Source organism: Exiguobacterium sp. ZOR0005, from assembly GCF_000798975.1.
In the GTDB taxonomy this organism is placed as follows: Bacteria; Bacillota; Bacilli; order Exiguobacteriales; family Exiguobacteriaceae; genus Exiguobacterium; species Exiguobacterium aurantiacum.
On the sequence record NZ_JTLB01000028.1, the window covers coordinates 1 to 13331 of the forward strand.

Genomic DNA, 13331 nt, shown 5'->3' on the forward strand with positions numbered 1-13331 from the left:
TAAAAGCCTTCGTAAATTTGACCATAAAAACACCCCATAAAAGTTGGATTTTTATGTCCAACTTTTATGGGGCAGTTCATTTCTGACATACTTTCGTCATAAAGCGGGTAAACTATATGTTTGTATTTTATTTATGTTTTGAGACATCGATCAGTCCGCTCAGCCGTTCCGCGTCGAGGACGTGCTCACGGCCTGATTCGAGGTCGACGACCCATACGTCTTTGTTGTCGGGTGTCACGTATACGGCCAACGCTTGCTCGGCCAATCGTTCATACAACGTGATCGTCCCGTGATACGTCGCTTCCTGCGGCCGTGTTCCCGCTGTGACGTCCGTCAACAAGGCGAACAGCGCTTGCGTGTTCGGTCCGTCCAAATGTCCCGTCACCCCGTCCCGCTCATACGTCGCGAGCCGGATCTTCTCTCCGGCCGGTGATGGCATCATCATCGTCGTCGTCATCGGCAACCTGACATTGCCCCACACCTCGATGACCGTACCGTAGCGTTCTGATAACGTCAACGATGATTCGTCCCCGACGTCCGTGATCGGCTCATCCGAGACGATGACCCGCTTCATCAGCTGACGCCTCGTCCCATCGAGTACGATCGTTTCCTCCGAAGAGTCGAGCTTTACGTATTCCCCCGAAAACATGTCCGGCAACACTTTCCGCTCGAGCTGCCCGCCTGTCCCGATTTGGAGGGAGACGCGGCCGTCGGCAAGTCGGGTCAAGAATGAGTACCCGCTCGTCCGCTCTCCATTGAAGATGAACAAGCCCGGCTCGATCGTCCGGTCCATCGTCCGCCCGTTCCGCTTCACTTCGTACGTGACGGAAAGCGAACCGCTGTCCGGTGTTTCATAGTGAAATATCGATTCCGGGATGACCGACTCGTGGGCGGGGTCGATGTGGAACAACTCGTTTATGTAAGACACGTCCGACTCTCCTTCAAACGTCATGGCGCGTCTCGCTTCCGTCTCGGCGAATCCTCCTCTCGCCGACTCGAACACAGCGATCGGCTCGACTTCGAACGTCCGCACGAACTGTTCATCGCTGTTCGCGCACGAGACGTACCGCGTGTCCCCGCTCACCCAATAACTGACCGTCTTGCTCCCCAGCTCTTCATATACAGGATGGACGAACGTCGCCTCCGTCACTTTCGCCCGGCGTGCCGGCAAGACGTCTCTCGGCTGTTTCTCGCAATATGTAAGAATCTGTTCTTTAATTTCCAATGGTAATTCTATCCCGCTCGTCTGCTCGAGCGACGATGCCGCTAGCGGACGCATTTCGAGCGCGTTCATCTCTTTTGTCCCACACCCGCTGAGAATGCCCAGTGCGAGCAGAATCGTACAATACGGCCGCATCCCCGGCACCTCCGTCCCCGTTCGTTCATCTTTAGGATATACCCCCCTAAAAATTCCTTATTCATCATATCATACAACCCGTTTCAATTATGTTTTCAGAAGTGTTACGAATACAAAAAAGGCGCCACGCTTGTGGCACCTTATGGTCAATCGTCATCGTCGTCGTCATCACGATCATCGTCATCGTCATCCTCACGTTCGATTTCCTTGACTTGTTCTTGCATGTTCAACTCGAGCTTGACGCGGTCTCCCGCTTTCGGCATCCCGTCATCGAGCTCGTAGCGGGCCGCGAGCGGGAACGTGAGCGTCTGACCTTCACGTTCGATTGTCACGTCACGGTCCGTCATGCTGACGAACGAACCATAGATGTCGAAGTCATCGTTCTCCCGGTCGACTTCTTTCACTTCGTTGTTGCGGTTGAATTCCAGTTTGACGCGATCTCCCGCTTTCGGTGTGTCATCGTCGATCTCATGACGTGCGGCGAGCGGATAGGTCGACTCTTTGCCGCTGAAGCTGATCGTCACATCGCGGTCAGTGAGGGCGACGAGTGTTCCGTACAGTTCATAGTCGTCATCATCATCGACCGAGCGGATCGGGATGTCGCCCGCTTCGGACTGTCCTTGTTGCGAGGCAGCTTCTTCTCGGCTCGCGTCCTCGCCATCTTCCCGGACGTCGTCGCGCGCATCCTCTGATCCGTTCCCTCCATCGTTCGCACTATCGATCGCCCGTGGGACGATGACCGTGTCCGTCTTATCATTGGCGACATACAGGCCGATTCCAGCGACGGCGAGCACCGCCAGGCCAACGCCTAAAATCCATCCGATTAATTTCATGGTATGTTCCTCCTCATGTCATGTGGTGTTCCTGATCTACATCTTCATCATAGACGGACGACGTTAGAGCACCACGAGGATTCGATTAGAAAATGATGAGAGTTCGCAAAATGTTTTTCATTTCGCGACGTAAAAGATACTGCCGGTCGGGGCGTTCGCATAACTGCCGACCGACCAGCCGTTCAAGTCGGCGACTTCTTTGGCGATCGCGAGGCCGAGGCCGCTCCCACTCCGGTCCCGTGCCTCGTCGAGCCGATAAAAGCGGTCGAACAGACGCATTCGTTCTTCCTCGTCGAGCGTCGGACCGTGATCCCGCACCTCGATTCGGGTCGGCGTCATCGTCACTCGTGTGTCCGCAGCATACTTCAAACTGTTGTCGATGAAGATGACGAGCAGGCGCTGCAACGAATCACGGTGTCCGACCCACGTCCCGGCCGCCTCGATCGGGACGCGCTTCCCATGAGACCGCTCGAAACGTTCGGTCAAATAACCGCCCAGTTCAAGTAAGTCGATTTCCTCGTCCTCGACGTCCTCTAGCGCCGTGAACCGGCTCAACTCGAGCATCGGGTCAATCAAATCTTCTCGCATTTGACGCGACTCGGTCAAAATATGATCGATCGCCTCATCGCGGACGGCCGGGTCGCTCTGTCCCCAACGTCGCAATAACTTGGCGTAGCCCTCGATGACGGTGAGCGGCGTCTTCAATTCATGTGAAACATCGGCGACGAAACGACGTTGTTGGTCCATCGACCCTTCGACGCGGGCGATCATCTGGTTGAATCCGGTCGCGAGCGTCGCCACTTCGTCGTTACGCTCACCGACTTCAATCGTCTCGAGCGTCCCAGAGGCGGTGATGCGCTGCATCGTCATCTCCAGGTATCGTAGCGGCGCCAATCCTTGCCGTACGATCCATAGGCTACCGATGAACGTCATCGCCACGGCGATCATAAAAATAATCAACAGAATCGTCGCGAGCGTCCTGAGCGTCTCGCTCACGGCCGCATCCTCGAAGCCGTAGGCGAGTCCGTTCGAGGTCGCGATGACGAACCAATCCCCGACGAGCTCCGGTTCACCGTAATTGACCGGGAAGCGAAGCCCGTCCGCGCTCGATCCACCGACGATGGCCCATTCCCCGTTCGCTTGCCGCTCGAGGACGACGCTGTCTTCATGGAGCGAGACGACGGCGTCACGATTGCGCGCGTCTTCTTCTAACAAGCTGAGCGCTTGCCGCAACACGTCATAGCGTGAATCGATGATTTGGTGACGCGAGACGAGCCAGGCGACCCCGAACGATGTGATGAGCAGAAACAACATGAACCCCGTCATGGAGAGGGCGATTTTTGTCCGTAGCTTCATGTTATTCACCGCGCTTCAACATGTACCCGACACCTCGAACCGTCTGAATCCAATTGCCGCCGAGCTTCTTCCGGACATAACGCACGTATACGTCGACGACGTTCGTATCCCCGTAATAATCAAAACCCCAAACGTGCTCGAGCAATTGGTCGCGCGTCAGCACCCGTTCCGGATGTTCAAGGAAGTAAGCGAGCAAGTCGAATTCGCGCCGGGTCAACTCGACCGTCTCCCCGTCGCACGTCACTTCATGACGGTCGATATCGACCGCCAGCCCCTCGTATGACAACAACCGCTCGCTCGTATCGGTCTGGACGTGCTGTCGCATCCGTAAAAAGGCTCGGATTCGGGCGAGCAGTTCTTCCATCTCGAACGGCTTCGTGATGTAATCATCCGCCCCCAAGTCGAGCCCGCTCACTTTGTCGTAGCGGTCCCCCCGCGCCGTCACCATGAGCACCGGCAAGAGCGGCTGTTCTGTCTTGACGCGACGTACGACTTCAAGGCCGCTCATCTGTGGCAACATGACGTCAAGGAGCATCAAGTCAATCCCGCCTTCGAGCGCCCGGTCGAGCCCGGTGCGCCCGTCGTGAGCGACCTCGACCGTGTATCCGGCGTGCATCAGTTCTAGTTGTAGCAGTCTCGCAATTTTAGCATCGTCTTCGACGACGAGAATCGTTGGCATCTCATTCATCCTTTCTGAAAAAAGCGCCGAGCAGTCCGCCCGACGCATCCTTATTCTGTTCCCGGATTGTTCAGTCAAAAAACGGACGGACCGTCTCCGGGATCATCCGCTCGAAACGCGTCTCAAGCGAGTCGGTCCATTGTTCGAACCGCAAATCGAGCCCTTCCGCTCGGAACGATACCTCGTTGCCGTATGAGAACAGTTGCTCGAGCCAGACGTTTCCGCTCATCGTGAATAGTAAAAATCCGGCGACCCCGGCCGCCATCAACGTCACGGCCAGTATCGTCATGATAAATCGTTTGACGAACCGGCCGATCTCACCTCTTCTACTGCGTCGCATCTCATCTCTCCCTCTCTTTTTCTTCACTATACGAGGTCAAGCTGAGAGGGACGGGTGAATTCCATTAGAATTTGATGAGAAAAAGGCTGCAGCACAGGCTGCAACCTCACTCTTGACTCAATACCGATTCGGCGATCGGGGCCCAATACGTCCCTTCCATCGCCGCGACCTCGGCGAGCGTCGTCCGGTAAGCGGCATCCCCTTGTTTTTTCTCAGCGATGCCTTTCATCCACAGGACGTCTGCTCTATAGCCAGACTCCGGATACGCCTCGACGTACGCGGCATAGTCCGAAATATCGGCTTGCTCCAACTTGTTGTCGACGAGCAACCGATAAAAACCGACCGCCTGTTCCTGGCCGGCTTTCGCCTTGCCGTCGAGAAGCGCGTCCGCCTCCTCGTAACGTTTATCCGACACGAGCGATTCGACTTCGGCGAGCGGGACCTCTGTCGGGGCCGCTTCTTCCGTAATCGGTTCTGCGGCTTGGAGTGACTCGTTCTCTTGTTCGAGACGCGCCACTTCTTGCTCGAGTTCTTCGAGCCGCTTCGCGAGCGCCTCATCCTCGGTCACCGTCACGACTTCAGGCGCTTCCGTCACGGGTGCGACGGGCGGTGTCGGAGCATCCGGCCAGAAAGCCAAGGCGGCAAGCGCGAGCGCGACGGCGGCCGGGAGACCGAGCCATCTCACTTCCCACTTGAAGGCAGCGCGCCAGTCCGTCAAGTCCGCATGGTTCATGACGGCCGGCGACAACGAACGAAAGCGGCGCTTGGCCGCCTTCTTTCCGTTCGCTTTCACTTCGAGCGCGAGCCCGAGCCGATGAAATGCCGCGGGCACTTTCATCCCGAGAAGTGGGACGATCCGCTCACTCGCCTCGCTGTAATAGCCGTGGTCGAGGAGTGTCATCACGACGCCGAATTCGTTCGCGACGAGCCGAAACGTCGGGTCGTGCTCGCCTTTCCTTACGAGCCATTCCGTCATGTCGATGAGCGGCAGTTCCGTCAGTTCTCGGTCTGCGAGTGTCCGTACGTCCATTCGTCAGCCTCGTTCAGGGTAAAGCGGGAACTTCGCCGTCAAGTTGCGCACGGCTTCGTGCGCTTCGGCAAGCACTGCCTCATCTTCATGGTTCGTCAAGACACGGCCGATCAAACGAGCGACTTCGCCCATATCGTCTTCTTTGAAGCCGCGTGTCGTCATCGCTGCCGTCCCGAGACGGATCCCGCTCGTGACGAACGGTGATGCCGGGTCGAACGGAATCGTGTTCTTGTTCACCGTGATGCCGGCCTCATCGAGCGCATGCTCGGCCGCTTTCCCGGTAATGTCGATGCCGCGGAGATCGACGAGGAGAAGGTGGTTGTCCGTGCCGCCCGATACGATGCGGAGCCCTTCCTCTTCAAGACCTTTCGCGAGCGCTTGCGCGTTTTTGATGACCTGGGCCTGATAGTCTTTGAACTCAGGTTGGAGCGCTTCACCGAACGCCACCGCTTTCGCGGCGATGACGTGCATGAGCGGACCGCCTTGGATCCCTGGGAAGATCGACTTATCGATCGCTTTGGCGAACTCTTCTTTACAAAGGATCATGCCGCCGCGCGGACCACGAAGCGTCTTATGCGTCGTCGTCGTCACGAAGTGCGCGTGCTCGACCGGGTTCGGATGAAGACCGGCCGCGACGAGACCGGCGATGTGGGCCATGTCGACCATGAGGTAGGCGCCGACGCTGTCGGCGATCTCACGGAACTTGGCGAAATCGATCGTACGCGGGTACGCCGACGCACCAGCGACGATGAGTTTTGGTTTATGTTCTTTCGCGAGGGCGGCGACGACGTCATAGTCGATGTGTTCTGTATCTTTGTCCACACCGTACTCGACGAAGTTGTACTGAACGCCTGAGAAGTTGACCGGACTTCCGTGCGTCAAATGACCACCGTGCGACAAGTTCATGCCGAGCACCGTGTCGCCTGCTTCAAGGATCGTGAAGTAGACGGCCATGTTCGCTTGCGCGCCCGAGTGTGGTTGGACGTTGGCATGTTCTGCACCGAACAGCTCTTTGGCGCGGTCGCGCGCCAAGTTTTCAGCCACGTCGACGAACTCGCATCCGCCGTAGTAGCGACGGCCTGGATAACCTTCCGCGTACTTGTTCGTCAGCACGCCGCCTTGCGCTTCCATGACCGCTTCTGAGACAAAGTTCTCCGAGGCGATGAGTTCGATATTCTCCCGTTGACGACCGAGCTCATGTTGCATCGCTTCAAACAATTCCGCATCCTGCACTTTCAACTTCGTCGTGTTTACCATGTTGAAACCCCCTCTGAATGTCTAAAAATCAACACCCCCATCGTACCATATGCTTCTTTTTTTGGGTATCGTCTAATCGAGCGCCAAGACGGGTATCATATGGAAGAAGACGATCAGAGGAGGATGTTTATGATTGAGACAAAACAAATCACCATCACCCCGTTCGAGCGCGAGCGGACGATTCGGATTTATACGCCGGATGACTACGAGATGACAGACAAGCGCTACCCGGTGCTCTATATGCACGACGGACAGAACGTGTTCGCCGATGAGGATGCGAGCTATAAGATGAGTTGGCGCGTCGGCGATTACTTAGCCGCCTCCAAACGTGAGTTGATCGTCGTCGCCATCGACAGCGCCCCCGGCGAGATGCGGCTCGACGAGTATGGACCGTGGGAGAACCCGTATATCGGTGAGAGCCTGCTCGGTCAAGACGTGACGCTCGGCGGCCAAGGTTCCGCTTACATCGAATACATCGCCCAAGAGTTAAAACCGATGATCGATGCGAACTATCGGACGAAGCCGGACGAGACCGGGATGATGGGCAGCTCGATGGGCGGGCTGATCTCGGTTTACGCCGCTTGCGTCTATCCGGACGTGTTCACCCGCGTCGCCTCGCTCTCCTCGGCGTTCTGGTTCAACCAGACCGAGATCGAGCAGTTGATCGAGGCGAGCGATTTGAAAGGCGTCGAACGGTTGTATATGGACGTCGGCCGCAAAGAAGTCGAACAGCCGACGGCGGACGGACCGACGAACGAGATGTACTTGGAATCGAGCGAGCGCGTCTATGCCCTGCTCCGCGACAAAGTCGAACACCTCCGTTTCGAAGTGATCGAAGAAGGCGTACACAACGAGATCGCCTGGCGCGAACGTTTCCCGATGGTCGTGTCGTACTTGTTCAGTGAAGACTTATAACGCAAAAAAGCCGGTCGTGGACGACCGGCTTTCATTTATTTGGCTGGATAATGCGCCCGTGGGCCGCCGATCAACTTCGGCCGTGTGATGGCGAACGTGACGTACGCCTCACCGAGCTGTTTTGACGACAGCCGGACGGGAATCGCGACCGGCTTCAAGTGCATGCCGATCAACGTCGAGCCGATGTCGATTCCCGCGTCCGCTTGAATCGATTCGACGACACACGGGGTGTCGAGATGCTCATACGCTTTCTCGGACATCGCCCCCCCGGCCGCCCGAATCGGGACGACCGTCACTTCCGTCAAGCCGAACTGCTTCTGTGTCCGGCGTTCGACGGTGAGCGCCCGGTTAATATGTTCACAACCTTGAAAAGCGAGGTGGACACCGGTCCGGTCACGGAACGACAAGAACGCGTCGATGAATTCCGCGGCGACGTCGATGGACCCTGCCTTTCCGATCGTCTTCCCGAGCACTTCACTCGTCGAACAGCCGATGACGAGAATCTTTTCCTCATCTAACGGAAACCGTTCGTGCAACTCCGTCAATAAGTCCAAAAGCTCCGTCTTCATCGTCGTCACTTCGATTCGTAAGCACTCATCTTGCCGACACGGTTCGAGTGGCGTCCGCCTTCGAAGTCCGTATCGAGCCACGTCTCGACCAAATCAAGCGCAAGGCCTGGTCCGATGACGCGTTCGCCCATCGTCATGATGTTCGAGTCGTTATGTTGACGCGTCGCTTTCGCGCTGAACGAGTCATGGACGAGCGCCGCGCGAATGCCTTTCACCTTGTTGGCAGCGATCCCGATCCCGATCCCTGTTCCACAGATCAAGATGCCGCGGTCAAATTCACCGGCAGCGACTGCTTCCGCGACCGGGATGGCCACGTCCGGATAATCGATCGACTCGGCCGAGTGTGTCCCGAAATCTTTATACTCGTGCCCGAGCTCCTCTAATAATCCGATGATGTCTTTTTTCAAGTTGAATCCGCCGTGATCGGCGCCGATTGCGATTTTCATTCCGTCATTCCCCCGTCTTCTTTGGTAGGCGTCTCGGTGGTTTCGTCACCTTTGACCCGTCATTCGTCAATTTTAACACAAGTCGGTTGACGAGTGGTTCGAGCTCGTTTCGAACTTGACGATAGACGTTCATCGACCCGCCGAACGGGTCGTTGATATCACGTTCAAGCCCGGTCACGAATTCATAAAGTGTATACGTGCGGTCAGCGAGTTCCGGGTGTGTGTCCCGAATCTGCTCGCGGTGCGCTCGCGTCATCGTCAAGATGATGTCGGCCCATCGACCGAGGACTTCGTCAAACGTCTGCGTCACGTGTTCGAGTTCAATCCCACGTTCCCGCAATACTTGAAGGGCGTTCTCTGAGGCGTCAAACCCTTGCATCGTCCGCAGGCCAGCCGATCGAATATCAAACTCGTCACCGGTCACTTTCGAGCGAAGCAAGGCCATCGCCATCGGGCTTCGGCATGTGTTTCCGCTACATATGAATAATACGCGTTTTATCGACATCGCGTGATCCTCCTCTATGTCCTTAAGCCTCTTCCTCTTACCGGACGACCTTCCCGCCCGCCGCCTTGTAGAGGCGGTTATAGACGGCAAGCGCGACTCCCGTCGGCTCGATCCGGTTCACGTAAATCTCTTCCACATCGGTCTCATCAAATTTCCGTAACGCCTCGTATAGTCTTTGTGCCGCCGTCTCCATCGAGGTGCCGAGGGACAACGTGACGTCAGCCGGGGTCGCCTGTTCATCGAACACGAGCGCGCCGACCCGCTTGCCCGCCTCCTGTCGTGCCGTGATGATGCGCACGAGGTCGTCGCGTCCGCCGTCGACGAGATAAAGCGGAGCGCTCGGGGCATAATGGGTGTACTTCATGCCGGGTGACCGTGGCGCGGCTGCTTCATCGCTCAAATTGGCGTCCAAATGGACCGGTCCGATGATGGCCTCGATCGCTTCTTTCGTCACGCCGCCGGGACGTAAAATCGTCGCCGGTTCCGTCGTGCAATCAATCACGGTCGACTCGACGCCGATGCCTGTCGGTCCCCCATCCATAATACCCGCGATGCGACCGGACAAATCATCGGCCACGTGTTTCGCGGTCGTCGGGGACGGTCGTCCCGACCGGTTCGCACTCGGTGCGGCAAGGCCAAGACCGGACATGCGGATCAAGTCGAGCGCAGCTTCATGGTCCGGCATCCGGAGCCCGATTGACTCGAGTCCCGCCGTCACGAGTGATGACGCCCGACCGTTCGACGGTAAGATGATCGTCAAGGCACCAGGCCAAAACGCTTCCATCAAGCGTCTGGCGGTCGGCGGGATGGCTTGCGCGAAATGTTCGGCTTGTTCGACCGACGCGACGTGAACGATGAGCGGGTTGTCTGCCGGTCTGCCTTTCGCCTCAAAAATTTTACGGATCGCGACGTCGTTCGTCGCGTCTCCGGCGAGGCCGTATACCGTCTCCGTCGGCATGGCGATAACTTCGCCCGCTTTCAAGAGATCCACCCCAATCTTCACTTCAGTCGGCTTGATCCATTTCGTTTCCATGCGCAATCCCTTCCCTCACGGCGAAGACGATTCGGTCTTTACCGTTTATATCTTTTAAAATACCCGTTTCTGCTTCAGGATAACGTTCGGACAGGTACGTTTTCACAACTTGTCCTTGGTTATACCCGATTTCAAAAGCAATCAACTGCCAATCCGGCCGCAACACGCGTGTGGAGTCGGCGATGATCTTGCGATAAAAGTCGAGCCCGTCCGCTCCACCGAACAAGGCGAGGTGCGGCTCGAACGCCGCGACCGTCTCATCGAGCAGTTCGTCCGCTTCGATATATGGCGGATTCGAGACGAGCACCCGGATCGATTCATCCTTGATCGGGGCCAAACAGTCCCCTTCATGAAAGACGACGTCAGCACCGAGCGCTTTAGCGTTTCGCTTCGCTACCGCGATCGCTTCCCGGGAAATATCGACGGTGTGGACTCGTTTCCCGAGCTCAAGGCTGAGCGTGACAGCGATGGCGCCCGAGCCTGTCCCGACGTCGACAATCTCGTCATCGCCGACCGCTCCGACGTGTTCGGCGACCCACTCGATCAACTCTTCCGTCTCAGGCCGCGGAATGAGCACGTCACGGTTCACTTCAAACGCCCGTCCGTAAAACGGGGCGTGCCCGATCAAATGTTGGACCGGCTCGCCGGCGATGAGTCGCTCCATCCCGTCATCGAACGCCTCCGTTTCGGAAGCGGTCAACTCCTCGGACAAACGGACGAGCAGGCCCGTCCGGTCGACTTGGAGCACATGCATGAGCCACCACTCCGCCATCGAGGCGTCGCGGCCGGCGTCAGTCAGTTCCCGTTCAGCTGCTTTCAACGTGGCGGCGATCCGCATCATTCCGCATCCTCCATGAGACGGGCCTGTTCGTCCATGACGAGGGCATCGATGATGTCGTCGAGCTCACCGGCGAGCACGCGGTCGAGCTTTTGCAGCGTGAGTCCGATGCGGTGGTCCGTCACCCGGCTCTGCGGGAAGTTATACGTCCGGATCCGTTCCGAACGGTCCCCCGTCCCGACGGCCGATTTCCGCTGGGCCGACAGCTCTTCCATATGTTCGCTCTGCATCTTGTCGTACAGGCGGGCCCGGAGCACTTTGAGCGCCTTGTCCTTGTTTTTATGTTGCGACTTCTCATCTTGGCACGACACGACGAGACCAGACGGGATGTGGGTCAACCGCACGGCCGACTGTGTCGTGTTGACGGACTGGCCGCCCGGGCCGGATGATGTGAACGTGTCGACACGGACGTCTTTCATGTCGATGTGGACTTCGACGTCTTCGGCTTCCGGAAGGACCGCCACGGTCGCTGTCGACGTGTGGATACGTCCGCCCGACTCCGTCGACGGGACGCGCTGGACGCGATGGGCGCCGTTCTCAAACTTCAGCTTCGAATAGGCGCCCGTCCCGTTGATGAGGAACGTCACTTCTTTAAAGCCGCCGAGCTCCGTGTAGTTGGCGTCGATCAACTCGACTTTCCAATTTTGCCGTTCGGCGAAACGCGTGTACATCTTATAGAGATCAACCGCAAACAGTGCCGCCTCGTCCCCTCCGGCCGCCCCGCGGATCTCGACGATGACGTTCTTGTCGTCGTTCGGGTCTTTCGGCAGGAGCAGCACCCGCAGTTTCGCCTCGAGCGCTTTCACTTCCGGCTCGAGAAGTGACATCTCTTCTTTCGCGAGCTCGCGCATGTCACTATCGAGCGTACGGTCCTCGAGCATTTGCTTTGCTTCTTTATAAGCCCCGCTCGTCTCTTTGTAGCGACGGTACGCTTGCACCGTCTCTTCGAGCTGGGATTGTTCTTTCGAATATTGGCGCAATTTATTTGAGTCGCTGAGCACTTCTGGGTCAGCGAGCATCTCATTCAATTGCATGTAACGTTCTTCTAATACACTTAAACGGTCAAACATGATGATCCGTCCTTTCTCCGTCAAATCGAACTGTCTTCATTATAGCAAAAAACGAACCGCCGAGGCGGTTCGCTTTAGTCATCAATCGGCCACCGTGTGGCGGACCGGGCGTGGTTTGTTCGGGACGTCATGACAGTGGCGGCAGCGCGGCTCGTACGATTCCGCGGCACCGACCAAGATGACCGGGTCCTCATAGCGGGCCGGGTGCCCGTCAATCAATCGCTGCGTCCGTGACGCCGGGGCGCCGCAAGACAGGCAGATCGCCTGCAGCTTCGTGACGAACTCGGCACGCGCGAGCAGTTCCGGCATCATCGTGAACGGTTCACCACGGAAGTCCATATCGAGACCGGCGCAGATGACACGTTTGTCTTCTGACGCCAACTGCTCGATGACGTCGACGATCCCTTCGTCAAAGAACTGGACTTCGTCGATGGCGATGACTTGCGTCTCTTCCCGCACCGCATCGTACAAGTCTTGGCTCGACTGAATCGGGACGGCCACGACCGAGTTGCCGCTATGTGAGACGACGTTCTCCTCGTGATACCGGTCGTCGATGGCCGGTTTGAACACTTGCACCGGGATTTTGCCGTAATGGGCCCGGCGGACACGACGAATCAGTTCCTCCGATTTCCCAGAAAACATACTCCCACAAATCACTTCGATCCAACCGTATCGGTTCGTCACATGCATCATTTTTCTTCGCCCTCTCCATCGATAATCGCTTCCCGATTATACCCATCTTTTCCTTCAAGAAAAAGGGTTGACTTCTATCTATAAAAAATAAAAACCGCCAAGGGCAATCCCTAGGCGGTGTGCATACAAGTTGACGATTAACGTTGGTACTTCTTGTTGAAGCGCTCGATACGACCGTCCGCTGATGCGAATTTCTGGCGACCTGTGTAGAACGGGTGCGAGTCAGAAGATACATCGACACGGATGAGTGGGTATTCGTTACCATCTTCCATCGTGATTGTCTCGTTAGAGTAACGAGTCGAACCAGAGATGAATTTGAACTCAGTCGTCGAGTCCATGAATACGACTTTACGGTATTCTGGGTGGATTCCTTGTTTCATTGCTTTTCAACTCCTTCGGCCCTAAGTATT

General features: G+C 56.9%; 16 protein-coding genes. 1 reads left to right on the plus strand and 15 read right to left on the minus strand.

Features of this window, described 5'->3' with window-relative positions; genetic code table 11:
* Positions 1 to 127 precede the first annotated feature (127 nt).
* The 7 genes from L971_RS12550 to glyA all read right to left on the minus strand — a co-directional run bounded on the left by L971_RS12550 (position 128) and on the right by glyA (position 6852).
* On the minus strand, positions 128 to 1357 hold the full coding sequence (locus L971_RS12550) for a hypothetical protein (protein WP_047376156.1): 1230 nt from the start codon (positions 1355 to 1357) through the stop codon (positions 128 to 130).
* Between the two features lie 146 nt (positions 1358 to 1503).
* A complete protein-coding gene (locus L971_RS12555) occupies positions 1504 to 2190 on the minus strand; it encodes a hypothetical protein (protein ID WP_052200391.1) in 687 nt (228 codons plus the stop codon).
* 117 nt (positions 2191 to 2307) lie between these two features.
* Entirely contained in the window at positions 2308 to 3546 is a 1239-nt protein-coding gene (locus L971_RS12560; protein WP_024370850.1) for a cell wall metabolism sensor histidine kinase WalK, read from the minus strand.
* Position 3547: 1 nt separating this feature from the next.
* Entirely contained in the window at positions 3548 to 4225 is a 678-nt protein-coding gene (locus L971_RS12565) for a response regulator transcription factor (protein WP_024370851.1), read from the minus strand.
* A gap of 70 nt (positions 4226 to 4295) precedes the next feature.
* A complete protein-coding gene (locus L971_RS12570; protein ID WP_047376158.1) occupies positions 4296 to 4565 on the minus strand; it encodes a hypothetical protein in 270 nt (89 codons plus the stop codon).
* Positions 4566 to 4671: 106 nt separating this feature from the next.
* Entirely contained in the window at positions 4672 to 5595 is a 924-nt protein-coding gene (locus tag L971_RS12575) for a hypothetical protein (protein WP_047376160.1), read from the minus strand.
* Between the two features lie 3 nt (positions 5596 to 5598).
* Positions 5599 to 6852, minus strand: coding sequence for a serine hydroxymethyltransferase (glyA, locus tag L971_RS12580; protein ID WP_047376162.1), 1254 nt, complete (start codon positions 6850 to 6852; stop codon positions 5599 to 5601).
* A 129-nt stretch (positions 6853 to 6981) separates the two neighbouring features.
* Here glyA and L971_RS12585 point away from each other — a divergent pair, with 129 nt between their 5' ends.
* Positions 6982 to 7767 (plus strand): alpha/beta hydrolase, encoded by a 786-nt coding sequence (locus tag L971_RS12585; protein WP_024370857.1) that lies wholly within the window; start codon positions 6982 to 6984, stop codon positions 7765 to 7767.
* Positions 7768 to 7802: 35 nt separating this feature from the next.
* On the opposite strand, the gene L971_RS12590 is transcribed toward L971_RS12585, so the two are convergent.
* The 8 genes from L971_RS12590 to L971_RS12625 all read right to left on the minus strand — a co-directional run bounded on the left by L971_RS12590 (position 7803) and on the right by L971_RS12625 (position 13301).
* Complete coding sequence (locus L971_RS12590; protein ID WP_024370858.1) at positions 7803 to 8345, minus strand: TIGR01440 family protein; 543 nt, start codon at positions 8343 to 8345, stop codon at positions 7803 to 7805.
* Positions 8342 to 8782, minus strand: a complete 441-nt coding sequence (gene rpiB, locus L971_RS12595) for a ribose 5-phosphate isomerase B (RefSeq protein ID WP_024370859.1) — start codon at positions 8780 to 8782, stop codon at positions 8342 to 8344. Before rpiB ends, L971_RS12590 begins: the two co-directional genes overlap by 4 nt.
* Positions 8783 to 8786: 4 nt before the next feature.
* On the minus strand, positions 8787 to 9287 hold the full coding sequence (locus L971_RS12600) for a low molecular weight protein arginine phosphatase (RefSeq protein WP_034800030.1): 501 nt from the start codon (positions 9285 to 9287) through the stop codon (positions 8787 to 8789).
* Between the two features lie 37 nt (positions 9288 to 9324).
* On the minus strand, positions 9325 to 10320 hold the full coding sequence (locus L971_RS12605; RefSeq protein WP_047376165.1) for an L-threonylcarbamoyladenylate synthase: 996 nt from the start codon (positions 10318 to 10320) through the stop codon (positions 9325 to 9327).
* Positions 10292 to 11161: a peptide chain release factor N(5)-glutamine methyltransferase gene (prmC, locus tag L971_RS12610; RefSeq protein WP_231557609.1), complete on the minus strand. Its 870-nt coding sequence runs from the start codon at positions 11159 to 11161 to the stop codon at positions 10292 to 10294. Before prmC ends, L971_RS12605 begins: the two co-directional genes overlap by 29 nt.
* Entirely contained in the window at positions 11158 to 12228 is a 1071-nt protein-coding gene (gene prfA, locus L971_RS12615; RefSeq protein ID WP_024370863.1) for a peptide chain release factor 1, read from the minus strand. The genes prmC and prfA overlap by 4 nt, the downstream gene beginning before the upstream one ends.
* 81 nt (positions 12229 to 12309) lie before the next feature.
* Complete coding sequence (locus L971_RS12620; protein WP_024370864.1) at positions 12310 to 12921, minus strand: thymidine kinase; 612 nt, start codon at positions 12919 to 12921, stop codon at positions 12310 to 12312.
* Between the two features lie 137 nt (positions 12922 to 13058).
* On the minus strand, positions 13059 to 13301 hold the full coding sequence (locus tag L971_RS12625) for a type B 50S ribosomal protein L31 (protein ID WP_021066109.1): 243 nt from the start codon (positions 13299 to 13301) through the stop codon (positions 13059 to 13061).
* Between the last annotated feature and the right edge of the window lie 30 nt (positions 13302 to 13331).

Bases quoted from the DNA above. Each gene is read 5' to 3' on its own strand.
- prmC (WP_231557609.1), bottom strand. From the start codon at position 11,161: ATGATGCGGATCGCCGCCACGTTGAAAGCAGCTGAACGGGAACTGACT.
- L971_RS12555 (WP_052200391.1), bottom strand. From the start codon at position 2,190: ATGAAATTAATCGGATGGATTTTAGGCGTTGGCCTGGCGGTGCTCGCC.
- glyA (WP_047376162.1), bottom strand. From the start codon at position 6,852: ATGGTAAACACGACGAAGTTGAAAGTGCAGGATGCGGAATTGTTTGAA.
- L971_RS12565 (WP_024370851.1), bottom strand. From the start codon at position 4,225: ATGCCAACGATTCTCGTCGTCGAAGACGATGCTAAAATTGCGAGACTG.
- L971_RS12575 (WP_047376160.1), bottom strand. From the start codon at position 5,595: ATGGACGTACGGACACTCGCAGACCGAGAACTGACGGAACTGCCGCTC.
- L971_RS12600 (WP_034800030.1), bottom strand. From the start codon at position 9,287: ATGTCGATAAAACGCGTATTATTCATATGTAGCGGAAACACATGCCGA.
- L971_RS12585 (WP_024370857.1), top strand. From the start codon at position 6,982: ATGATTGAGACAAAACAAATCACCATCACCCCGTTCGAGCGCGAGCGG.
- L971_RS12625 (WP_021066109.1), bottom strand. From the start codon at position 13,301: ATGAAACAAGGAATCCACCCAGAATACCGTAAAGTCGTATTCATGGAC.
- L971_RS12605 (WP_047376165.1), bottom strand. From the start codon at position 10,320: ATGGAAACGAAATGGATCAAGCCGACTGAAGTGAAGATTGGGGTGGAT.
- L971_RS12550 (WP_047376156.1), bottom strand. From the start codon at position 1,357: ATGCGGCCGTATTGTACGATTCTGCTCGCACTGGGCATTCTCAGCGGG.
- L971_RS12620 (WP_024370864.1), bottom strand. From the start codon at position 12,921: ATGATGCATGTGACGAACCGATACGGTTGGATCGAAGTGATTTGTGGG.
- rpiB (WP_024370859.1), bottom strand. From the start codon at position 8,782: ATGAAAATCGCAATCGGCGCCGATCACGGCGGATTCAACTTGAAAAAA.
- prfA (WP_024370863.1), bottom strand. From the start codon at position 12,228: ATGTTTGACCGTTTAAGTGTATTAGAAGAACGTTACATGCAATTGAAT.
- L971_RS12560 (WP_024370850.1), bottom strand. From the start codon at position 3,546: ATGAAGCTACGGACAAAAATCGCCCTCTCCATGACGGGGTTCATGTTG.
- L971_RS12570 (WP_047376158.1), bottom strand. From the start codon at position 4,565: ATGCGACGCAGTAGAAGAGGTGAGATCGGCCGGTTCGTCAAACGATTT.